At 71.8% G+C, this 20,920-nt stretch carries 24 protein-coding genes; 17 read left to right on the plus strand and 7 right to left on the minus strand.

Features of this window, described 5'->3' with window-relative positions; translation table 11 throughout:
* Positions 1–101: 101 nt before the first annotated feature.
* From MTS1_RS10615 to MTS1_RS10630, 4 genes are all read right to left on the minus strand, one after another.
* Positions 102–362, minus strand: a complete 261-nt coding sequence (locus tag MTS1_RS10615) for a signal transduction histidine kinase (protein WP_023953677.1) — start codon at positions 360–362, stop codon at positions 102–104.
* Positions 359–736: a flagellar export chaperone FliS gene (gene fliS, locus MTS1_RS10620; RefSeq protein WP_023953678.1), complete on the minus strand. Its 378-nt coding sequence runs from the start codon at positions 734–736 to the stop codon at positions 359–361. Before fliS ends, MTS1_RS10615 begins: the two co-directional genes overlap by 4 nt.
* On the minus strand, positions 733–2,112 hold the full coding sequence (gene fliD / locus MTS1_RS10625) for a flagellar filament capping protein FliD (RefSeq protein ID WP_023953679.1): 1,380 nt from the start codon (positions 2,110–2,112) through the stop codon (positions 733–735). Before fliD ends, fliS begins: the two co-directional genes overlap by 4 nt.
* Positions 2,113–2,203: 91 nt before the next feature.
* Entirely contained in the window at positions 2,204–3,004 is an 801-nt protein-coding gene (locus tag MTS1_RS10630) for a sigma-70 family RNA polymerase sigma factor (RefSeq protein ID WP_036305568.1), read from the minus strand.
* 239 nt (positions 3,005–3,243) lie between these two features.
* Between MTS1_RS10630 and flgN the strand changes: the two genes are divergently transcribed.
* Genes flgN through MTS1_RS10650 form a run of 4 tightly spaced genes read left to right on the plus strand, consistent with a single transcriptional unit; the run spans position 3,244 to position 6,398 of the window.
* Positions 3,244–3,726, plus strand: coding sequence for a flagellar export chaperone FlgN (gene flgN, locus MTS1_RS10635; RefSeq protein ID WP_036304750.1), 483 nt, complete (start codon positions 3,244–3,246; stop codon positions 3,724–3,726).
* Between the two features lie 8 nt (positions 3,727–3,734).
* Positions 3,735–5,138 (plus strand): flagellar hook-associated protein FlgK, encoded by a 1,404-nt coding sequence (gene flgK / locus MTS1_RS10640; protein WP_023953682.1) that lies wholly within the window; start codon positions 3,735–3,737, stop codon positions 5,136–5,138.
* 13 nt (positions 5,139–5,151) lie between these two features.
* Positions 5,152–6,033, plus strand: coding sequence for a flagellin (locus MTS1_RS10645; RefSeq protein WP_023953683.1), 882 nt, complete (start codon positions 5,152–5,154; stop codon positions 6,031–6,033).
* Positions 6,030–6,398 carry a flagellar assembly protein FliW gene (locus MTS1_RS10650; protein ID WP_023953684.1) on the plus strand — a complete coding sequence of 123 codons (369 nt, stop codon included), beginning with the start codon at positions 6,030–6,032 and terminating at the stop codon, positions 6,396–6,398. The genes MTS1_RS10645 and MTS1_RS10650 overlap by 4 nt, the downstream gene beginning before the upstream one ends.
* A 13-nt stretch (positions 6,399–6,411) precedes the next feature.
* Here the strand turns inward: MTS1_RS10650 and MTS1_RS10655 are convergent, their stop codons facing one another.
* Both MTS1_RS10655 and MTS1_RS10660 read right to left on the minus strand, forming a co-directional pair.
* Positions 6,412–7,488: a sugar-transfer associated ATP-grasp domain-containing protein gene (locus tag MTS1_RS10655; protein WP_023953685.1), complete on the minus strand. Its 1,077-nt coding sequence runs from the start codon at positions 7,486–7,488 to the stop codon at positions 6,412–6,414.
* A gap of 97 nt (positions 7,489–7,585) precedes the next feature.
* Positions 7,586–8,431: a flagellin gene (locus MTS1_RS10660; RefSeq protein WP_023953686.1), complete on the minus strand. Its 846-nt coding sequence runs from the start codon at positions 8,429–8,431 to the stop codon at positions 7,586–7,588.
* Positions 8,432–8,503: 72 nt separating this feature from the next.
* Here MTS1_RS10660 and MTS1_RS10665 point away from each other — a divergent pair, with 72 nt between their 5' ends.
* The 7 genes from MTS1_RS10665 to MTS1_RS10695 are packed head-to-tail and all read left to right on the plus strand — an operon-like array spanning position 8,504 to position 14,742.
* Positions 8,504–9,358, plus strand: a complete 855-nt coding sequence (locus MTS1_RS10665; RefSeq protein ID WP_052007849.1) for a metal ABC transporter ATP-binding protein — start codon at positions 8,504–8,506, stop codon at positions 9,356–9,358.
* Positions 9,355–10,236, plus strand: coding sequence for a metal ABC transporter permease (locus MTS1_RS10670; protein ID WP_023953688.1), 882 nt, complete (start codon positions 9,355–9,357; stop codon positions 10,234–10,236). Before MTS1_RS10665 ends, MTS1_RS10670 begins: the two co-directional genes overlap by 4 nt.
* A 10-nt stretch (positions 10,237–10,246) precedes the next feature.
* A complete protein-coding gene (locus MTS1_RS10675; protein WP_023953689.1) occupies positions 10,247–10,663 on the plus strand; it encodes a Fur family transcriptional regulator in 417 nt (138 codons plus the stop codon).
* Positions 10,641–11,660: a permease gene (locus MTS1_RS10680; protein ID WP_036304751.1), complete on the plus strand. Its 1,020-nt coding sequence runs from the start codon at positions 10,641–10,643 to the stop codon at positions 11,658–11,660. The genes MTS1_RS10675 and MTS1_RS10680 overlap by 23 nt, the downstream gene beginning before the upstream one ends.
* Positions 11,653–12,627, plus strand: a complete 975-nt coding sequence (locus MTS1_RS10685; protein ID WP_023953691.1) for a hypothetical protein — start codon at positions 11,653–11,655, stop codon at positions 12,625–12,627. The genes MTS1_RS10680 and MTS1_RS10685 overlap by 8 nt, the downstream gene beginning before the upstream one ends.
* On the plus strand, positions 12,617–14,047 hold the full coding sequence (locus MTS1_RS10690; protein WP_036304752.1) for a hypothetical protein: 1,431 nt from the start codon (positions 12,617–12,619) through the stop codon (positions 14,045–14,047). Before MTS1_RS10685 ends, MTS1_RS10690 begins: the two co-directional genes overlap by 11 nt.
* Positions 14,044–14,742 (plus strand): DNA-3-methyladenine glycosylase, encoded by a 699-nt coding sequence (locus tag MTS1_RS10695; RefSeq protein WP_023953693.1) that lies wholly within the window; start codon positions 14,044–14,046, stop codon positions 14,740–14,742. Before MTS1_RS10690 ends, MTS1_RS10695 begins: the two co-directional genes overlap by 4 nt.
* A 112-nt stretch (positions 14,743–14,854) precedes the next feature.
* Here MTS1_RS10695 and MTS1_RS10700 read toward each other — a convergent pair whose 3' ends face one another.
* Positions 14,855–17,884, minus strand: a complete 3,030-nt coding sequence (locus tag MTS1_RS10700; protein ID WP_023953695.1) for a DEAD/DEAH box helicase family protein — start codon at positions 17,882–17,884, stop codon at positions 14,855–14,857.
* A 232-nt stretch (positions 17,885–18,116) separates the two neighbouring features.
* Here MTS1_RS10700 and rpmB point away from each other — a divergent pair, with 232 nt between their 5' ends.
* From rpmB to MTS1_RS10725, 6 genes are all read left to right on the plus strand, one after another.
* A complete protein-coding gene (gene rpmB / locus MTS1_RS10705; RefSeq protein WP_005051771.1) occupies positions 18,117–18,353 on the plus strand; it encodes a 50S ribosomal protein L28 in 237 nt (78 codons plus the stop codon).
* Positions 18,353–18,523, plus strand: coding sequence for a 50S ribosomal protein L33 (gene rpmG, locus MTS1_RS10710; protein ID WP_005051772.1), 171 nt, complete (start codon positions 18,353–18,355; stop codon positions 18,521–18,523). The genes rpmB and rpmG overlap by 1 nt, the downstream gene beginning before the upstream one ends.
* Before the next feature lie 4 nt (positions 18,524–18,527).
* Positions 18,528–18,833: a 30S ribosomal protein S14 gene (rpsN, locus tag MTS1_RS10715; RefSeq protein WP_023953697.1), complete on the plus strand. Its 306-nt coding sequence runs from the start codon at positions 18,528–18,530 to the stop codon at positions 18,831–18,833.
* 114 nt (positions 18,834–18,947) lie between these two features.
* On the plus strand, positions 18,948–19,076 hold the full coding sequence (locus MTS1_RS16885) for a hypothetical protein (protein WP_256977545.1): 129 nt from the start codon (positions 18,948–18,950) through the stop codon (positions 19,074–19,076).
* A gap of 2 nt (positions 19,077–19,078) precedes the next feature.
* Positions 19,079–20,185 (plus strand): alpha/beta hydrolase, encoded by a 1,107-nt coding sequence (locus MTS1_RS10720; protein WP_023953701.1) that lies wholly within the window; start codon positions 19,079–19,081, stop codon positions 20,183–20,185.
* Between the two features lie 232 nt (positions 20,186–20,417).
* Positions 20,418–20,705, plus strand: a complete 288-nt coding sequence (locus MTS1_RS10725; RefSeq protein ID WP_036304753.1) for an HU family DNA-binding protein — start codon at positions 20,418–20,420, stop codon at positions 20,703–20,705.
* Positions 20,706–20,920 lie beyond the last annotated feature (215 nt).

Here is a 20,920-nt window from a genome sequence, read left to right on the forward strand (position 1 = left end):
TCTTCCGTCGAACGATGTGGCCGATCCCTGGCCGATGGATGAGCGATCCGTGCTCAGCATCCCCTATCGGCCACCGCAGCGATGCCGTTAGCCGCGAGCGGTCAGCCGTCGACGTCGAGGTAGACGGCGTCGGGATGCTGCTGCGGGATGCGGTCGAGGGCGTCGAGGTGCCCGCGAACGGTGTCGAGCTCGGTGCGCAGCTGCCGCGACCGGTCGGCCTGTGCGCGCACGACCGCCCGTGCCCGGTCTTGGAGATGCGCGGGGAGCGGGCCGAGCCCGGCGGGCGGATTCCACGGCAGGGCGCCGGTGGGGTCGCCGGTCAGCTCCGCCTCGAGCCTGTCGAGCAGGTCGGCCCAGGTCACGCGGGGGCCGCTTCTGCCGCACCGTGCCATGCCTCGCGGAGCGGCGCGATGAGCTCGCGGCACTCGCGGGTGCGGTCGGCGTCGCGCCCGATGTTCGCCCCGATGAGCGTCCGGGTGATGTAGTCGTAGACGGCTCGGAGCGACGCCGACCCGCTCCAGCTGTCGTCGAGCGAGCCGGTGAGCTCGACGAGGATCCGCTGGGCGTGCTGCAGCTGGTCGTTGGCGGTCTGCCAGTCTCCCGATCGCTGCGCCGCCTCGCCGCGTTCGACGTCGAGCAGCAGTCGGTCGAACAGGAGGGTGACCAGGCGCGACGGGCTGGCCGAGAGGATCGTCTCTTCGCGGTAGCGCTGCTGGGCGCGGAGGGCGGCGTTCACTTCTTCGCCGCTCCCGACAGGGCCGACAGCTGCGACTCGAGGTACGACGACTGGGTCTGCAGCCGCGAGAGCATCGTCTCCATCGCGGCGTATGTGCGCTCGAGAGTCGCGCGCCGCTGTTCGAGCCGGAGGTCCCAGCGCGTCAGCTGCTCGCCGAGCATCTTCACCTCGGATTCCTGCCCCGTGATGCGGGTGGTGAGCAGGCCCTCGTACTTGTCGGAGTAGCGCTCCGCGACCTCCTGCACGCGGGCGGCGACGCCGGCGAAGACCTGCTGCACGCCGGCGGGGTCGTCGGCCAGGGCCTTCGTGAAGGCCTCTTCGTCGAAGCTCAGCGCGCCCCACCGGTCGACGCTCAGTCCCATGGTCGAGGGGGCGACCCCGTCGAGCGGCAGCTGCACGGCACCGGTGAGCGCCTGGTGGAGCGCGCGCACCGTGCTGTCGCCCGTGAAGACGCCCAGGGTCGTCTGCTGGCCGGGGGTCGTGGCGGCGGTCGCGGCCGACCCGCGGGCGATACCCGCCAGCAGCGTGCCGATCTGCGTGACGAAGGCCTTCGCGGCGGACGCGCTGCCCGCGGCGTCGGCCGACACGGTCACCGAGACCGGCGTAGCCGACGCGCGGCTCACCGTGACGTCGACGCCGGCGAACAGCGACGTGAAGGTGTTGCTCGCCGAGGTCACGGTCTGCTCCGCGGCGGTTCCCGCCCACAGGCGCACCTGGGCGTCCGCGCCTACCGTCACGATCGCCGATCCGGGCTCGGTGGCGAGATCGGTCGCCGAGCCCGCCGCGACGGACGCGGCGTCGCCGCGGAACACCTGGAACGCGTTGTCGGCGCCCGTCTCGGTCGCGGTGATCTGCAGACGCCACAGGGCCTGACCGTCCGCGTCGACGCCCGCCGACACCGCCGACGCGGTGATGCCGGTTCCGGTGGCGCCCAGGGCGTGGGCGATGTCGGCCGCAGCGCCCGACGTCGGTCGGACCTCGATCGGCTCGCCATCTGCGCCGAGCACCGTGAAGACGAGCGGGTCGTCCGTCGCGGAGCCGAACGGCCCCGTGACGACGCTCTGGGCCGTCGCGACGCGGTCGACGACGACATCGGCGCGCAGGACGGGTGCGCCCGCCGATGCCGTCACCGTCACGCTGTCGTCCGAGCTGGTCGCCGTGCGCTGCAGGAGTGCCGTCGGGGCGGCGGCATCCTTCGCCTTCGTCACCAGCGACTGCAGCGACGCATTGAGTGCCTGCAGCTGGGCGATGACGGCTTTGCGGTCGTCGGACTTCGCGCTGAGGATCGTGCGCGGAAGGCGCTCGACGTTCATGAGCGCGTCGATGATGGCCTTGGTGTCGAGATTCGAGGCGAGGCCGTCGATCGAGATCGCCATGTGCCCGTCCTGTCGGTCGTCGGTGCGGTCGCGTGCGCGCCGTCCCTTCGCTCTATCGACCGCGGAGACAGGACCGTTAGCCCGAGACGCGTCAGAGCGCGACGGATGCCGCCGGCGTCACGCCGCGGCCGGTGCGGGGCAGCATCGCGGTGATGCGGGCGAAGTACGCCTCGCGCGTCTCGACCGAGACCCGCGAGATGGGTTCGGCCTGCTCTTCGGCGGCGAACCGCTCGAGGGCGTCGCGGAGCAGCCGGATGGCCTCGGCGCGCTGCTGCGAGACCGCGGAGTGCGAGACGCCCAGCTCGGCGGCGATCTCCTTGACGGGACGCTCGTCGATGTAGACGGCCTGGACGATGGCCCGCATGCGCTCCGGCAGAGCAGCCACGGCGCGCTCGAGGACGTCGCGGCGCTCGCGCAGCACGGCGGCCTCGTCGGGGAGGACCATCGGGCTCGGCACCTCGAGCGCCGTCGCATCGTCGATGCTCGTGACCGTGCGCGCGGCGTCGTCGAGGGCTTCGACGACGGCGGCACGGGGCAGGCCCATCGTGGCGGCGATCTCGTCGACGCCGGCGACGCGGCCGAGGCGAGCGGTCAGGGTGTCGCGGACGGCCGTGGTCTCCTTGATGCGCTTGCGGATGCCGCGCGAGGCCCAGTCCATCGAGCGCATCTCGTCGGCGAACGCGCCGAGGATGCGTCGGCGTGCGTACGCGCCGAAGGGGACGCCGAGGGCGGGGTCGAATGCATCGGCGGCCGTCACGAGTGCCAGGGCGCCGACCGACGCCAGCTCCTCGAGGGGCACGTGCGTCGCCCGCGAGTGCAGATCCCGCGCCAGATAGCCCACGAGGGGCAGGTTCTCTTCGATGAGTCGATTGCGTTCCGCGTGACCGAGGATGTGCAAGGGGGCCTCTTTCGTGGCGTGCACCCGCTCCCGCGGCCCGAATTCGCGGAAGCCGTCACGCCGGCTGAGGCCATCATAAGCAAAATGAGAAAGATCTCATACGAAATCCTGAGGAGATGTAACGGGATCGACTCATCGGCCGATAGACGAGGATGATCGCTTCAGAACGGTTCGTCGGAAGAGCGAGTCGTTCGATGCGGTCCATGGGGGGCTGCTCAGGTAAGGGGGACACCTTGGGAGCTAACGAACTGTCGATGCAGCTGTGGCGCGAGCGCGAGCTGCTCGAGATGCTGATCTTCAAGCTCGAGGAGCAGCGCCTGCTGCTCGAGGCGGGGAACACGCGCTGGATCCATCTCGCATCGCGCGAGATCGAGCGCGTCCTGGAGGAGCTGCGCGAGTCGGGTCTCGGCCGCGACGTCGAGGTCGCCGCCGTCGCCCGCGAGTGGGGCGTGCCCGAGGCCGCCACGCTGTCGGAGCTGCTCGACTCGGCCCCGACCGGCACGTGGCGCGACGTCTTCGCCGAGCACCGCGCGGCGCTGACCGAACGCATGGCCGAGGTCTCGCAGCTCAAAGAGGCGAACGAGACACACCTGCGCGCAGCGAGCCGCGCAGTGGACGAGACGCTCGCCGGACTCGAGTCCGGGACGGGCGAGTACACCACGGGCGGCGGGCGGGTCCGCGAGGACACCGCGCGCATCGTCGACCGGGAGATGTGAGGACGCAGATGTCGACATTCAGCGGGTTGGGGACGGCCGCGAGCGCGCTCGCGGCGGCGCGGCGCGGCATGGATCTCGCGGGACAGAACGTCGCCAACCAGCTGACGCCCGGCTACACGCGGCAGCGGCTCGAGACGTCGGCGGTCGCGCCGCCCGCGGGCGCGACCCGGTTCGGGCCGGTCGCCGGCCAGGGCGTCTCCGTCGACGGCATCGCGCGATTGGGCGATGCCGTGCTCGACGCGCGCGTTCGCGACACGCTGGCGGCATCCGGGTACTGGTCCGCTCGTGCGCAGGCAGCGGTGCGCGCCGAGGCCTCGCTCGCCGAACCGGGCAAGAACGGTCTGGCCGACCAGCTCTCGCAACTGTGGACCGCGTGGCAGGACTTGTCGAACGCTCCCGACTCCACCGCTGCGGCCGCCGCGGTCGTGACGCGGGGCGAGACGCTCGTGGCGCGCATCGCCGACGGATACCGCTCCGTCGCCGAGCAGTGGTCGTCGGCGCGCGATGCCGCCGAGCTGACGGTCGATCAGATCAACGCCGCCGCCGCCGAGATCGCGGAGCTCAACGCCGGGATCCGCGAGGTCGGCGTCGCGGGCGGCTCGGCCAACGAGCTCATCGACCGCCGCAATCTGCTCGCGCAGACCGTCTCGCGGCTCTCCGGCGCCGTGGGGACGGTCGAGGCGGACGGCACCCTCACCCTGCGGGTCGACGGGAACGCGCTCGTCTCGGGCACGCGAGCCCGTGAGCTCGAGGTCACCGGACCCCGCTCGATCGGCGCGGGCGAGCCGGTCGTGCTCGCCTGGCGCGAGCCCGGCGCCCCGCCCGTCGGGGTCTCGAGCGGAGAGCTGGCCGGCACCCTGTCGGTGCTCGCGCCCGCCGACTCGGGGGGAGTGCTGGCCGGGCTGGCATCGTCGTACAACGATCTCGCGGCATCCCTCGCCGCCACCGTCAACGCTCAGCACCGGCTCGGGGCGACGGCGTCGGGCGCAGCAGGAGGAGACTTCTTCGCCCTCGCAGCCGACACGCCCGCCGCGCTCGGGCTGAGCGTCGTGCCCCGCGGACGCGACGACCTGGCGATCGCCGCACCCGGCTCCGGCGCTCTCGACGGCGGCAACGCCGATGCGCTGTCGGGCATCGGGAAGCGCACCGACGGACCCGACGCGCTGTGGAGCGATGTCGTCTCGCGGCTCGCGGTCGCCACCGCCGCCGAGTCGGGACGGGCCGCGCGCGCCGAGACGACGGCGGTCGCCGCAGCGGCCGCGCAGCAGTCGGTCGCGGGCGTCGACAACGATGAGGAGACCATGAGCCTGCTGACCTATCAGACCGCCTACCAGGCGGCGGCGCGCGTGCTCACCGCCGTCGACGAAGCCCTCGACATCCTCATCAACCGCACCGGCCTCGTCGGCCGCTGACACCCGGAGCGCCATGATCAGCCGAGTCACATCGCAGACGCTCGCGCAGTCCGCCCTGCGGAACCTGCAGTCGGGCCTGAACGACCTCTCTCGCCTGCAGAACCAGGCGACCTCGCAGCGGGCTTTCGCCGCTCCGTCCGACGACCCGGCCGCCGCGTCGGCCGCGCTCGACCTCCACGCGGCCCAGCACCGCAACGCCCAGTACGCCCGCAACATCAGCGACGGCCTCACCTGGGTCACCACCGTCGACAACGCCATCTCGGCGTCGACATCGCTGCTCGGACGAGCCCGTGACCTCACGCTGCGCGGCGCGAACTCGGGGGCGCTCGACGCCAACGCGCGCGAGGCGATCGCGCTCGAGCTCGAGACCATCGCCGACGAGCTGTTCGCCCAGGCGAACACGACGCTGCTCGGACGCTCGGTCTTCGCCGGCACCACCGAAGGCAGCGCCTTCGCCGACGATTTCACGTTCGCGGGGGTGCCGGGTAGCGAGGTGCGCCGGCGCGTCGCCGACGGCGAGACGGTGCGCGTCGACGCGAGCGGCGCGGAGGTGTTCGGGTCGGGCGACGGCTCGGTCTTCGCCCTGATCGGATCGATCGTCGCCGATCTGCGGGGCGGAGCCGACGTACGGGGCCGCATCGACCAGATCGACGACCGCATGAACGCGATGCTGGGGGTGCAGGGCACGGTGGGGGCGAGGCAGAATCAGATCATGCGAGCCAAAGACGCGGCGGCCGACGCGACGGTGTCCCTCGAAGCGCAGCGCGCGGCGGTCGAGGACATCGACACCGTCGAGGTGCTCGTCGCCCTGAAGTCGCAGGAGCTCGTCTACCAGTCCGCGCTCGCCGTCACCGCCCGGGTGATGCAGCCGACGCTGATGGACTTCCTCCGATGAGCGCCCTCGAGTTCGTGACGCCGCCGCCCGGACTGTCTCCGCACACGACCTTCGCCCTCGACGAGGTCGCGGGTGGTGGAGGCCTCTACACGCTGACGGCCGCCGACGATCCCGGGGTGCGGCTGTTCGCGGTCGATCCGGGTGCCGTCGTCGACGACTACGCGCCCACGCTCTCCGACGCGCACGCCGCCGACCTGGGGCTGACCGAGCCGGCCGATGCCCGGGTGCTCGTGGTGGCGCGGATGACGGACGAGGGCATCGGCGTGAACCTCCTCGCACCCGTCGTGATCAACCGGCGCACCGGCGTCGCGGCACAGGTCATCCTCGAGGGCCAGGACCTGCCCGTCCGTGCCCTGTTGAGCTGAGGCCGGGCCGGATTCAGGCCACCGCGCGCGCCGAGGCGGCGTGCGGGAGCGACAACGCCGACACGGCGGCATCCGCGTCGATCGCTGCGAGGTAGCGCGGCTTGTGTCCCGTGCGGATCCCGGTCGCGCTGGGCTTGTTCTCGTAGACGCCCGCGGCCCAGTTGCCCTCGACGAGCACCGGTCCGGTCGGCGAGACCGCGATGTCCCAGCCGACGTAGCGCACCTGCGGCACGACGCGCGCGAGCCGGTCGACGAACTCGAGCACCTCGTCGAACATCGGCAGGCGGAAATCGGCGATGCGGATGCCGCTGTCGGGATGCGTGGGGTACACGCGGTCGTTCGAGTCGTAGCCGTCGCCCGTGGCGCGGCCGGTCTCGTCGAGCATCGCGTAGAAGCCGCCGAAGGCGTTCTGGTCGCTGACGGCTCCGCGGCCGAACTTCTGGGCCATTGCAAGCACGTGCGTTCGCTCGCCGTCGAAGTAGGTCGTCACGCGTGTGGTGTTGACGGTGCCGGCGCAGAGGGCTGCGAGCTCGTCGTGTTGGCGGATGACCTCTTCGATGAGCGTCTCGCCGCGTTCGAGCAGTCCGCGGTGGAACCGCGACCAGTCGGTGACGTCGCGGGCGAGGTAGCGGTGCACGCCGAGGCCAGCGCGTCCCATCGGCTCCTTCGTCACGATCGTGCCGTGGCGCAGCGCGAAGGCGCGCACGTCGTCGGCGTTGTCGGCGGTCACGACCAGCCACTCGCGCTGCAGGTACGGGGCGAAGGTGTCGTTGAAGGCGATCTTGTCGTGGAAGAGGTGCCGGTACGCCGGATCGTCGAACCGCACCGCGAGGCGGTGCGAGACGGGGCTCGTCATGTAGGTCGCGCGCTCGGCGCGGGTGAGCATCGCGAAGTCGTAGTCGATGTAGTCCTGGAATCCGACGCCGCGCACCCCGGCCTGCCAGAGCATGTCGACGACGACCCCGAGCGTGCTGCGGCCGTGCCGCTGCCCGGCCCGGCGTGCGCGGGCGACGAGGCTGCTCGGGTTCACACGGCGCGCCCGCTCCCACAGGAAGGGGAGTCCGGGCGTCAGGGTTCGGGGGGATGTCATCGGGTTCCTCGTCAGTTCTCTCAGGCGCGTTCCCGCGGTGCGCCCGCGACGGCGATGGGTCCTGCGTCGGGCGGCGCAGGACCCACCGTCGCGAGGCTTACCGGAGCAGCTGGAGCACGCCCTGGTTGGCCTGGTTCGCCTGCGCGAGCATGGCGGTGCCCGCCTGCGACAGGATGTTCGCCGCGGTGTACTTGACCATCTCGGCGGCCATGTCGGTGTCGCGGATGCGGCTGTTGGCCGCCGACAGGTTCTCCGCCGACACGTTCAGGCTGTTGATGGCCGACTCGAAGCGGTTCTGCGATGCACCGAGGCTCGACCGGGCGGTCGAGATCGCGTTGATCGCGGTGTCGATCGTGTCGACCGTGCCGCGTGCGGCCGCGTTGTCGGTGATCACGAAGCCGGCGCCGACGGCGGTGCCGTCTGCCGAGGCGAGCGTGCCGACGGCGGTCGCGACGTCGGCCAGGTCGATCGTGATCGCGTCGTTCTCGGTGCCGCCTGCGCCGACCTGGAACGTCAGCTCCCCGCCCTTGAGCAGGTCGATGCCGTTGAAGTTGGTCGACTCGGCGATACGGCGCAGCTCGAGGCTGAGCTCACCGGCCTCCTTGGTGATGGCGGCGCGCGAGTTGTCGTTGTTCGAGCCGTTGCCGCCCTGGACAGCCAGGTCGCGCATGCGCTGGAGGATCGAGTGGACCTCCGTCAGGGCGCCTTCCGCGGTCTGGATGACCGAGATGCCGTCCTGAGCGTTGCGCGAAGCCACGTTGAGCCCGTTGACCTGAGACTTCAGGCCTTCCGAGATCGCGAGGCCGGCGGCGTCGTCCGCAGCGCGGTTGATGCGCAGACCGCTCGAGAGCTTCTCGAGCGACTTCGACACATCGTTCTGCGTGCTGGACAGGTTGCGGTACGCGTTGAGCGCGCCCACGTTGGTGGCGATCTGCATTCCCATGGTTCATTCCTCCGTGATTGGGATGAGCGGGAGCCCGTCCTGGGCTCCCGGAGTCCGTCCGTGGACTCCTGGATGCCTCTATCGACCGCTCATCGTCATCGGTTAGGCGGGTACGCTGACCCGGTGAGCCTGCTCGAGATCCGTGGTGCCGCACTGCGGCGTTCCGGGCGTGAGCTGTGGAGCGGGCTCGACCTCACCGTCGAGCCGGGCGAGCTCATCGCGGTCCTCGGCCCGAGTGGTTCGGGCAAGACGACGCTGCTGCGCGCGATCCTCGGGCTCGAGCGGTTGAGCGAGGGATCGATCACGGCGCTCGGCCGACCGGTCAAGCACAAGGGCAACCGGTCGATCGGCTACCTGCCGCAGGCGCGCCCACTGCCACGCGACACCGCGCTGCGCGCCCGCGACCTCATCGCCCTCGGCGTCGACGGGCACCGGTTCGGCCTTCCGCTGCCGCGCCGGCGCGACCGTGAACGGGTCGACCGCCTGCTCGACGGTGTGGGGGCGACGGCGTTCGCCGACCGCCCGGTGGGCGTGCTGTCGGGCGGGGAGCAGCAGCGTCTGCGCGTGGGGCAGGCCCTCGCCGACGATCCGCAGCTGCTGCTGTGCGACGAGCCGCTGACGAGTCTCGATCTGGCGAACCAGCAGGCCGTCGTCGGGCTCATCGACCAGCATCGGCGCTCGGGTGCCGGGGTGCTGCTCGTGACGCACGACATCAACCCGGTGCTCGGCAAGGTCGACCGCATCCTCTACATCGCGAACGGCCGCTTCACGCTCGGCACCCCGAAAGAGGTGCTGACCTCGCCCGTCCTCACCGACCTGTACGGTGCCCCGGTCTTCGTGCTGCGCGCCGGCGACCGGCTGGTCGTCGTCGGCGCCCCGGACGCCGACGCCTCGCACCACCACCACGACCACGGAGACCACGCATGAACTGGGCCGATGTCTGGGATGCGATGTTCGGCGGCCTCCCCGTCTACGGCGACATCCTCGCGCTCGTGCAGAACTCGGTGTGGGCGGGAGCCGTCCTCGGCCTCGTGGGCGGGCTCATCGGCGTCTTCGTGCTGCAGCGCGACATGGCCTTCGCCGTGCACGGCATCAGCGAGCTCTCCTTCGCGGGCGCCGCCGCCGCGCTGCTGATCGGGGTCGATGTGGTGACGGGATCCATCGTCGGGTCGATGATCGCCGCCGCCCTCATCGGGTGGCTCGGCTCGCGGGCGCGCGACCGCAACTCCATCATCGGCGTCCTCATGCCGTTCGGCCTCGGCCTCGGCATCCTCTTCCTCTCGCTCTACGACGGCCGCAGCGCCAACCGCTTCAGCCTGCTGACCGGTCAGATCGTGTCGGTGCAGTCGGGTCAGCTCGGATGGCTGATCGGCATCGGAGCGTTCGTGCTCATCGCCCTCCTGCTGATCTGGCGCCCCCTGCGCTTCGACTCGCTCGATCCGCAGTCCGCCGCGGCGCGTGGCGTGCCCACCGTCGCGGTGTCGCTCGGGTTCATGCTGCTGCTCGGGCTCATCGTCGCCGTCGCGGTGCACATCATCGGCGCGCTGCTCGTGATGGCGCTGCTCGTCACGCCCGCCGCCGCGGCCGTGCGGGTCGCGACCGGGCCCCTTGCGGTGCCGCTGCTGGCCGCCCTGTTCGGCGTGGTGTCGGCGGTGGGCGGCATCCTGCTGGCCGTTGCCGGAACGCTGCCGGTGAGTCCCTACATCACCACGATCTCGTTCACGATCTACCTGGTGTGCCGCATCGTCGGCGGCCGCCGTGGCCGGGTCCTGCGCACCCAGCCGATGCCGAGGCGCGCCGAGTAGACTCGCCGCCATGGCTCAGCGGAACACCTGGCAGCGCGAGCGCGTGCGCACGGCGCTGTCCGATGCCCGCGGGTTCGTCTCGGCGCAGGACCTCCACGCGTCGCTGCGCGACGACAACACCGGCATCGGGTTGGCGACGGTCTACCGAGCCCTCGCGACCCTGGCCGCCTCGGGCGAGGCCGACCAGCTGCAGAGCCCCGACGGCGAGGCCATCTACCGCGCCTGCTCGAGCGACGGCCATCACCATCATCTGATCTGCCGATCCTGCGGCCTGACGGTCGAGATCCAGGCCTCGGATGTCGAGGAGTGGGCGCACCGCACCGCCGCCGCCAACGGTTTCACGCAGGCCGAGCACATCGTCGACATCTTCGGCGTCTGCGCCGCGTGCTCCGCGGCCCGAGCCGATGAGAAGCGTGGCGGGGCCTAAGACCGCACGGCTCGCGCCATCTCCCGCGACGCGTTCGGCCGTCGCGCTCGGGATCGGTGCGGCCGTCGTCGCCGTTCTCGTCGCGGTAGCCGCGCTCACCCCCGGGCCGTCCCTGCCGACGCGGGCTCAGGACGGCGTGACGCTCGGACTGAGCGTGCTCATCGAGTCGCTGCCGTTCGTCCTGCTCGGCGTCGTGCTGTCGATCGTCGTGCAGGTGTGGGTGCCGCCGGGAGTGATCGAACGCTGGATGCCGCGGCGCGCCTGGGCCCGCCGCGCCGTGCTGTCGCTGCTGGGGATGCTCATCCCGGTCTGCGAGTGCGGCAACCTGCCGTTTGCGCGAGGCCTCATGATCCGCGGGTTCTCGGTGCCCGAGACGATGACCTTCCTCATCGCGGCGCCGATCGTGAACCCCATCGTCATCATCACGACCCACCAGGCGTTCGGGTTCGACGACGGCATCCTGATCGCCCGGCTGCTCGGCGGGTACGCCGTCGCGAACCTGATCGGCTGGCTGTACTCGCGGCATCCCGATCCCGACGGCCTGCTGACCGATCGTTTCCTGGCGGCGTGCGAGCTCGCGGCCGAGGATCCGGGCGGCAAGGGGCGCCGCAGCCTCGCGCAGTTCGTCGTCGAGCTGCGAGCCGTCATGCCGGCCCTCGTCCTCGGTTCGGCGATCGCCGGCGCCGTGCAGGTGCTGGTGCCGCGCGACACACTGCTCGCGATCGGGTCGAACCCGGCGCTGTCGATCCTCGCGATGATCCTGCTCGCGATGATCGTGTCGATCTGCTCCAACGTCGACTCGTTCTTCGCTCTGTCGTTCGCGTCGACCTTCACCCCCGGGTCGATCGTGGCGTTCCTGCTCGTCGGCCCGCTCGTCGACGTGAAGATGCTCGCGCTCATGCGCACGACGTTCCGCAGTCGCGTGCTCGTCGGGCTCGTCGTGATCGTCGTGCTCTTCGCGATCGCCGTCGGAGGGATGGTGAATCTCTTTGCCTAAGTCATCGGCCCTGCTGACCCGCCTGTTCGGAGTCGGGCTCGCCGCCGCGCTCGCGGCCATCACCGTCACGCTCGCCCTCACGGGCCGGATCGGGCTCTACATCAACCCGGAGTCGGCCTGGTTCGCCGTCGGGATGTCGGTGCTCGGGCTGATCGGGACCGTCGTGAGCTTCGCGCTGCCGCTCGGCGCCGAGGCCGATCACGGACACGACCACGGCGAGCTGCACGGGCACGGGCACGGGCGCGGGCATGGTCACGCTGCCGCGGCGCACGAGCATCAGGACGCCTATAGCGATCCTGCGCCCGCTGCCCCGGCCACGCCCTCGGACGCACTGCCGACCGCGGCGCCGACCTCCCGTCGCGACGCCCGCGCCGCGGCGCTCGCCGGCGACACCGCCGCCCTCGCCGGCGACACCGCCGCGCCCGGTGCCGCCGTCGCGCCGGTGCGCCCGCGCCCCGATTGGCGTCTCGTGCTGGGCTCCGCGGCCGCGGGGACGGGTGGGCTGCTCGCGACGGGCATCGTCGCGGTGGCGCTCGTGACGCCGCCGGCGACTCTGTCGGCCGAGCTCGCGATGTCGCGTGACACCGGCACGCCGCCGCTGTTCCAGGGCGCCGACACGGTCGCCCTTGCGACGACCGGCGACACGTCGTCGTTCGGTGTCGGCGAGTGGGCGAGCGTCTTCGCGACGGCGACGAACCCGGAGGCGTTCGAGGGCGACGAGATCAGCCTGACCGGTTTCGTGACGCCGTCGAGCTCGGGGGGCTTCGGGCTGACCCGGCTCGTCATCACCCACTGCGTCATCGATGCTCAGCCCGCGAGCATCCCGATCGGGGAGGCCTCCGACATCCCCGCGACGGGGGAGTGGGTGACCGTCACCGGCGTGATCCGCGACCGCGACGGCACCCTCGTCGTCGAGGCCACCGGGGTGCAGACCGTCGACGAGCCCGAGGACCCCTATGAGTACTGACGGGACGGCCCGGACCTCGCGGCGCGGGCGGACGCGCGTGCGCCGTTCGCGACGGTTCGTCGTCGCGATGGTCGCGGTCGTGGGGGCTCTCGCCCTCGTCGGCGGCGCCAGCGCCGTGCTGACGACGGTGCAGGGGCCGCGTGCGACGTCGACGAGCGTCGACCCGCAGGCCGGGATCGAATCGGCGGGATCGCGCCTGATCGTGACGACGACGCAGTCGCTCGAGGAGATCGATCCGGCGCAGGTGCACATCGAGCCGGCCGCGGACTTCACCGTCGACACGTCGGGGCGCCAGATCGGCATCCGGTTCACTCTGCCGCTGCGTGACGCGACGGACTACACCGTTCGGATCGACGGCGTCCAGGGTCTGGGCGGGGGTCCGGCCGCGACGATCGAGGAGTCGTTCTCGACGCCGGCGCTGGAGACCTACATCCTGCAGCGCGGTGGCGCCGAGGACACCATCTTCCGCACGGGGCTCGACGGCGAGGACGCGGTGCCCGTGTTCGCGGATCCGCACATCGAGGACTTCCGGGCGACATCGACCCATCTCGCGATCGTGACCGCCGACGACGAGGGTGTGTCGACGCTCGTCGTCACGGACCGTGAGGGCCAGGGGCGGCGCGAGCTCGCGCTGCCCGGACGCGGCTTCGTCACCAACCTGCAGACCGCCGATCGCGGCGATCTGATCGGCTACACGTACACCGACGCGGGAATCGGCTCGGGGGGCGGTCTCGAGAGCGCGTTGTTCACGGCGTCGCTCACCGAAGCCAGCGCCGATGACGAGCCGGCGCAGCTGCAGTTCGCGGGCGGAGACGCGCGCATCGATGACTGGCGGTTCGTGCCGGGGACGGATGCCGTGCTCCTGCTCGGCTTCGACGGGGCCCTGACACTCGTCTCGGCGGCCGGGGGCGAGCCCGTCTCGCTCGGCAATGCGATCACGATCGACGGCATCGCCCGTGGCTCGACGGAAGCCATCGTGCAGCGCGCGACCGGGCTTGTCGCGATCGACCTCGCCACCGCGGAGGAGCGGCCGTTGAGCGCCGCGGATGCCGCAGCCGGCGAGACCCAGTCGGTCACGGCGCTGCCCGGCAACGCGGACGAGACGCTGCGTGTGCTCTCGCGGCTCGACGGCTTCACGGTGCTGTCGACGTCGGCTGCGGTCGTGGGCGCCGACGGCGCGACGCGTGACGTGTTCACGGTCGCCCCGGAGAATCTGCTGCTGCACACGTGCGTGTCGCCGAGCAGCCGGTACGCCGCGTTCCTCATCGCGCCCGATGCGGTCTCGAACCCGTACGACGCGTATGCGCTGCCGCTGCCCGAACGCGTGCAGACCCACATCGTCGACCTCGGCACCGGCGAGGAGGTATCGGCTCTCAGCGGGTTCGACATCTCGTGGTGCCAGAGCGCGCCGCGGCCATGAGCGTCGGCGATGACGTCGTGCCGCCGGGTTTCCATCCGGCGACGAGGGAGGAGCTCGCGCACCTTCCGGTGCAGGTTGCCCCCCGGCTGCTGGGTGGCCTCCTCGAGGTCGTGGTGGATGGGGCGCGGGTCGTCGCTCGGCTGACCGAGGTCGAGGCCTACCACGGACGTGACACGGGCGACCTGCCCGACCCCGGATCGCACGCGCGGATGGGACAGACCGCGCGCAACGCCACCATGTGGGGCGAGCCCGGGCATCTGTACGTCTACCTCAGTCACGGCATCCATTCCTGCGTCAACGTCGTCTGCGGTCCGTCAGGCGTCGCGGGTGGGGTGCTGCTGCGCGCGGCGGAGATCGTCGAGGGCGCGGATGTCGCCCACGGGCGGCGTGCCGCCGCCCGGACGCACCGCGATCTCGCTCGCGGGCCCGGACGGCTCGGCGAGGCCCTCGGCCTCCGGCATCCGGTGCACGACGGCATCGACGCCGTCGCACAGGTCGAGCGGGACGGGGCCGTAGCTCGCCTGCTGCTCCGGGACGTCCCGGAGCCCGACGTTCTGACCGGCCCGCGAGTGGGAGTCGCGGGAGTCGCGGGAACCGACGCGTTCCCGTGGCGGTTCTGGATCGCCGGTGACCCGACGGTCTCGCCGTTCCGATGGGGTCGCGGCGCCGCCGAGGCAGCGTTGCGCGGCCGCTGACACTCGATCGCCCCGCCGCCCCGCCGCCCCGCCGACCCGACACGAATGGTCGTGTCGGGGCCGGATACGGCGCCGTTCGCGTCGGTTCGCGGGGCAGGGGGGGAAGGAGCCGTCAGTCCCAGCGTTCGACGACGGCGAGGTCGCCGGCGACGGCTCCGCCGCGGCGCGCCTCCGCGAGTGTCGCGAGCGCATCCGGACTGTCGACGAAATGGAGCGCGCACGGGCCCACCGCCCGCTGCCAATCGTCGGCGAAGGCGCGGATCCGCGGCCCCGACATGCCGAACGCCGAGGGCACCGGCAAGAACTGAGCCGGGCTCGATCGCGATGCGCGCTTCAGCAGCCATCGCACGATCGGGCTCCGCCCGCCGGCATCCACCTGCAGCAGGAATCGCGGCGTCCGCACCGGACCGAGCAGCTCCGCCATCGCTCCGGCGAAGGCGTGCTGCTCGGCGAGAGAGGCGTTCCGCAGGTGCAGCTCGAACTGCTGGATGCCGCCGGCATCCGCCGGTCGCTCGACGATCACCTCGGCTGCCGCGGCCTCGCTCAGGCGCCCGGAACGCTGCAATGCGGCCACGACGACGCCCGCGATGCGGCGGTACAGCTCCGGCGCTTCGGCATGCGCACGCCGGGAGCGCCACCAGGCGCGGGCGATCGGCATGCCCACGGCGAGGGCGGCGACCAGCCCCGCCGCTCCGGCCGCGAGCTCCGCGAATCCCGCCGCGCCCGCGCCGCCCGCCGCGCCCGCGCCGCCCGCGATCATGAGAGCGAGCGACGCCGTGGTGACGACGCCTGCGGCGGCGGTTCCGGCTCCGAGCGCGGCATCCGCTCGTCCCCGCGTCCGGAACGTCGGCTCGCCCCTGCGCGGCGCGACGGTCGCGTCGATCGACTCCCGGTCGAGGTAGTCCTCGCCGACGCGCCACAGCGCGCGCGTGCGCTCGCGCGCCTCGACCACCGTCAGCGCATCGAGGTCGTGCGCCGCGGGGCGGCCCGACGCGAGCAGGCGGCGCTGATCGGCCGTCAGCACACCGGGGAGGCCGCGGATGATGCGACGAGGATCGTCGCGGTGCACACCCCAGAGGCGCTCGAGCTTGCGCCGCAGCCGCGACAGGTCGGGGGACGCGTCGATCGGCGACGACGGCGGCAACATCGCCGTCACGGTCCAGATGTGCGCGACCTTCTCCGGCCAGCCCGGATCCAGCCGCAGCGCGCGCCCGCGCAACTGCTGGGTCGCGGGTGCTGTCGCCACCGACGACAGGTCGATGAGCGTGTTGACGGCCGGGCAGTCCCACCCCTCGCCGAAGAGCCCGCGCGTTCCGACGATGACGTCGAGTTCGCCGCGCGCCAACAGGATCGAGGCGGCGCGGACGAAACCCGCGGCGCCGACACCCGGTGCCGAGATCTCGGACACGCCCGGATCGTCGGGCACCGCGACTACCGCGATCGTCGGCGGCGATCCGCTCTCGGGGGCGAGAGCGGCCGCCCACGCCGCGGACAACGCCTTGACGTGACGCGTCGCGATGCGCGTCGTCGATCCGGTGACCAGGGCGCAGCGCAGGTCGGCGGTCGCGGCATCCGTCGCGAGGACGTCGAAGGTCCGCACCGCGCCCGCCCGCCCGATCAGTCCGCCATGGCGGTTGCCGTGCTCGCTGAAGTCCGAGACGACGAGGGCGCGCAGGCGCGAGCCGACCCGGTCTCGTTCGAGCCGCAGGATGTCGCAGACTGCTCGGTCCTTCGACAGCGACGATGCCAGCATCGTGTCGATCGGATCGCGCGTGCGGCGCAGGCCCCGGTCGGTCAGCGAGAAACCGAAGTCGGCGAGGGTCGCCCGGATCCGCTCCCACCGTTCCCGGGCGGCCGGATCGGGGAGGATGCGGTCGAGCGCGAACCGCCCCAGGAGCCGCAGCGACTCCTCGGTCGTCGGCGTGCGCTGCGCCGCGGCCGGAAGGCGCTCGACGAGCGGATGATCCGGATGGACGGTCGCGAGCATCGCCGCGGCAGCCTCGGATCCGGCGAAGTCGTCGGCGAACGCGCGCGACAGCCGGACGTCCACGCGGTCGTTCCGCGCACCGCGCGCGGGCGGGGCGGGAGGCGGTACGAGGGGCGCAGCTGCCAAGCCGCCGCCGCCCGCGCCTGCGTCATCTGCGTCGGATGCCGCGTCGCCGACAGCATCCGGCGTCGGTTGCAGCATCCTCACGAGGTGATCCGCGCCGTCGCCGTGCGCGAAGGTCGAGCGGAGGAGCAGCCCGAGGCCCATCGCTGCTCCCGAGAGGAATGCGAGCTCGTCGGACGTCGGCTCGACGAATCGTACGTGCTCGCGGAAGGGGGCGAGGTTGCCCTCGCGGACGACCGCGGGGATCGGAACCTCGTAGTCGACGTTCCCCAGAAGCGACGTGTAGTTGTCGTAGGCGTCGCCGTCGTCGGCAGAGGGGAGCGTGGCGGTCAGGCCGATGACGAGCGGGGAACGTCCGGCCGCGCGCAGCCGTGCCACGAGCGCCGCGACCACGAGCGCCCAATGGTCGAGCAGATGATGGCACTCGTCGAGCACGACCGTGTCGACGCCGTGATCGACGAGGCGCTCGATCAGCGCGCGAGCATTCGGATGCAGCGCGCGCGACAGCGCATCCGGGTCCTCCTGAGCGATGCGGCGTCGCAGTGTGCGGGAACGCCGCGCGATGCCGGCTGCGTACGCGCGGCGGTTGCCCGAGCGGAGAGCGTCGAGCCAGGCGGATGCCGCATCCGTCGACCGGCCGTCGCTCTCGAGCTCGAGCCGCCAGCGCTCGTGCGCCAGCGCGGCGAGGGGATTCTCGCCGTCGAGCACGCTCAGCGACTGGTAGGTCAGGGCGGTCAGCTCGCTCGGGGCCTCGCCGGCGGTCGAGACATCGGCGGCGTCCGGCGCCAGGCGCCGCGCCTCGGCGGCCCATTGCTCGCGAATCGTGATCGTCGGGGCGAGGACGAGCGTCCGCGTCCCGCGTCGCATCGCGAGCAGGAGGCCGAGAAGCGTCTTGCCCGAGCCCGGCGGCGCGACGATGTGCAGCGGCCCGGGGCCGGAGGCGTCCACGCGTTCGAGTGCATCAGCCTGGTAGTGCCGCAGCCGGCCCTCGAACCGCCATCGCCCGAGGGGAACATCGGCCTCCGGCGACATAGCGGCAGTATGTCAGACGGCACCGACGCGGCATCCCGGGCAGCCGGCGGCCCCGACCGCGGTCAAGGCGACACGCCGTCGCGTGCTAGACTGACTGTTTGTCTGCGCGCACTCCAGCACGCAGTACGTACCCACTCCCCATCACAGGCCCGAAACGGCCGGGTGGAGCGCGGGTGCAGACAAGGGATCTTGGGTGGCACCGTCCGGTGTCACGGTACTAAGGAGAATCACTATGGCAGCAGTGTGCCAGGTGACCGGAGCAGTTCCCGGCTTCGGTCACAACATCTCGCACTCGCACCGCCGGACGAAGCGCCGCTTCGACCCGAACGTGCAGAAGAAGACCTACTACGTTCCTTCGCTCGGTCGCAAGATCACGCTGAACGTGTCGGCTAAGGGCATCAAGGTCATCGACGCCCGCGGCATCGAGTCGGTCGTGAAGGACCTGATCGCGAAGGGTGTGAAGCTCTAATGGCGAAGAAGGCTCAGGACGTCCGTCCGATCATCAAGCTCCGTTCGACCGCCGGTACGGGGTACACCTATGTGACGCGCAAGAACCGTCGCAACAACCCCGACCGCATCGTGCTGAAGAAGTACGACCCGGTGATCCGCAAGCACGTCGAATTCCGAGAGGAGCGCTGATCTCATGGCTAAGAAGAGCAAGATCGCGCGCAACAACCAGCGTGAAGAGGTCGTCGCCCGCTACGCCGAGAAGCGTGCCGAGCTGAAGAAGACCCTCGTCGACCCGAACGCGACCGACGAGGCCCGCGAGGCCGCCCGCGTCGGCCTGCAGAAGCTCCCGCGCAACGCGTCGCCGGTTCGCGTCCGCAAGCGCGACGCGATCGACGGTCGCCCCCGTGGCCACCTCTCGAAGTTCGGCATCTCGCGCGTCCGCTTCCGCGACATGGCACACAAGGGCGAGCTGCCCGGTGTGACCAAGTCGAGCTGGTAAGCGGCCTGCAACACAGCGCCGAAGCCCCCGCCCCGATTCGTCGGGACGGGGGCTTCGTCGTTCCCGCCGCCTGCGCTCGGGACGGGTATCCGCGGCAACGGCTACGGTCGGAGCATGGACATCAGCTCGATGATCATGGGCGGCGCGATCGCGTCGGTGATGTGGATCGTCTTCGTGCCCTGGTCGAAGCTCCGGCGGTTGCGAGAGCTCGACGAGCGCACCGAGCGCGCGGACGGAGACTGACCATGCCGTTGGATCCCTTCTTCGCGGAGCGGCTGCGCACGCACCGGCGCTACCTCCTGCGGCAGGCCTGGCGATCGGTCACGTCCGCGGTGGCCGATCGGATGCCGCGAACCCCGCGATCCCCCGCCGCGGAGGGCGTACCGGGAACCGCCCCCACCTCAGCCCCCAGCCCGGCCCCCACGCCCGCCCCGGCGAAGCCCGCGGGCAAGCGCCCGCTCACGCCGCGCGAGCGTCACCGCAAGGCCGCGCTCGCCTGGGACCGCCAGGAGCTCCGGACGGTCGGCACACCGGGCCCCGAGATCGCCACGTCCGAGCACGTCGTCCCGGTGCCCGGCTACCCCGACGTGCGTGTGCGGGTCTACCGCCCCACCACGCTCGTTGCGGGCGAGCCCGCCCCCGCGTGCCTCGTGATCGGCGGTGGCGCTTTCCGTATCGGCGGCATCGACTACCCGACGGCGGATGCCGCGTGCCGGCGCCGTGCCGAGGCATCCGGTGTCGTCCTCGTCGCGGTCGACTACTCGCTGGCGCCCGAGCACCGCTATCCGACCCAGATCGAGCAGGCGTACGCGGCATGGCGGTGGCTCCACGACGAGGCGGGGGCGCTCGGCATCGATCCGGACCGGGTGGGCATCTCGGGGTCGTCGGCGGGTGGCAACATCGCGGCCGTCCTGACGCTCATGAACCGCGATCGGGCGCGCCTCCCCGTCGCCGTGCAGATCCTCGAGGTGCCGGTGACCGACCTCACGGGGAGGTTCATCGATCTGCGCGCGACCTACGCCCTCGGCATCCCCGCGTTCATCGCCGTGCGCGAGCTCGTCTCGGTCGCCCGCACGTATCTCGGCGACCGCTCGCGGGCGCGCGAGTCCTACGCTTCGCCGATGCGTGCCGATTCGCTCGCCGACCTTCCGCCGGCGGTGATCCTGACGGCGGAGTACGACCCGCTGCGCAGCGACGGAGCGGCCTACGCCGCCAAGCTGCGCCGCGCCGGGGTGGAGGCGAGCGCGACCCGGTACCTCGGGGTCACGCATGACACCCCTATCTTCGTCGGAGCGCTTCCCGCGGCGCGCCGGTGGGAGGCCGAGGTCGTCGCAGCACTGCGCCGGATCTGACCGTCGCGCCGACCCCGGCGACCCCGCGCAGGCGTCACATTCGTCCCATGCGCCCCGAAAACGGGCGACACGCCGGGTGAAAGCGCCCCTGGAAGCCGGCAAATCCGCGAAATTCCGCGGAATCCGCGTATATTCGGGACCGGTCGAACGACCAACCGCGGGACGCGAGTCCCCGGGAACCACCCACGCTGTCGGCGGCGCGTCCGTCGTCCGCCGTCTGGAGGACAACCCTATGGCTGACAAGTCCATCACCAAGACCGAGCTCGTCGCGAGCATCGCCAGCGCCACCGGTCAGAGCCAGGCCGCCGTCTCGGGCGTGCTCGACTCGCTCTTCACGACCGTCTCCGAGGCCGTCGCCAAGGGCAGCAAGGTCTCGATCCCGGGCTGGATCGCCTTCGAGCAGGTCGACACCGCCGCTCGCACCGGCCGCAACCCGCAGACCGGCGAGGAGATCAAGATCGCCGCGGGCAAGCGCGTCAAGGTGACCGCCGGCTCGAAGCTGAAGGCCGCCGTCAAGTAATCGACGACGATTCACCGGAGGGGGATGCCGTACGGCATCCCCCTCCGTCGTCCCCCTGCCCTGCCCCTGCCCCGCCCCGCCCCCGCCCCGCCCCCCGCCCCGCCTCGCTTCTCGAGGTCCCACTTGAGCCGGAAACCCGGCCGACATACCCGGCCCGAATGGGACCTCGCGGCTCAGCCGCTGAGGGGCTGAGGGGCTGAGAGGCCCGGGGCGCC

The sequence above is a fragment of the Microbacterium sp. TS-1 genome (assembly GCF_000509385.1).
Classification (GTDB): Bacteria; Actinomycetota; Actinomycetes; order Actinomycetales; family Microbacteriaceae; genus Microbacterium; species Microbacterium arborescens.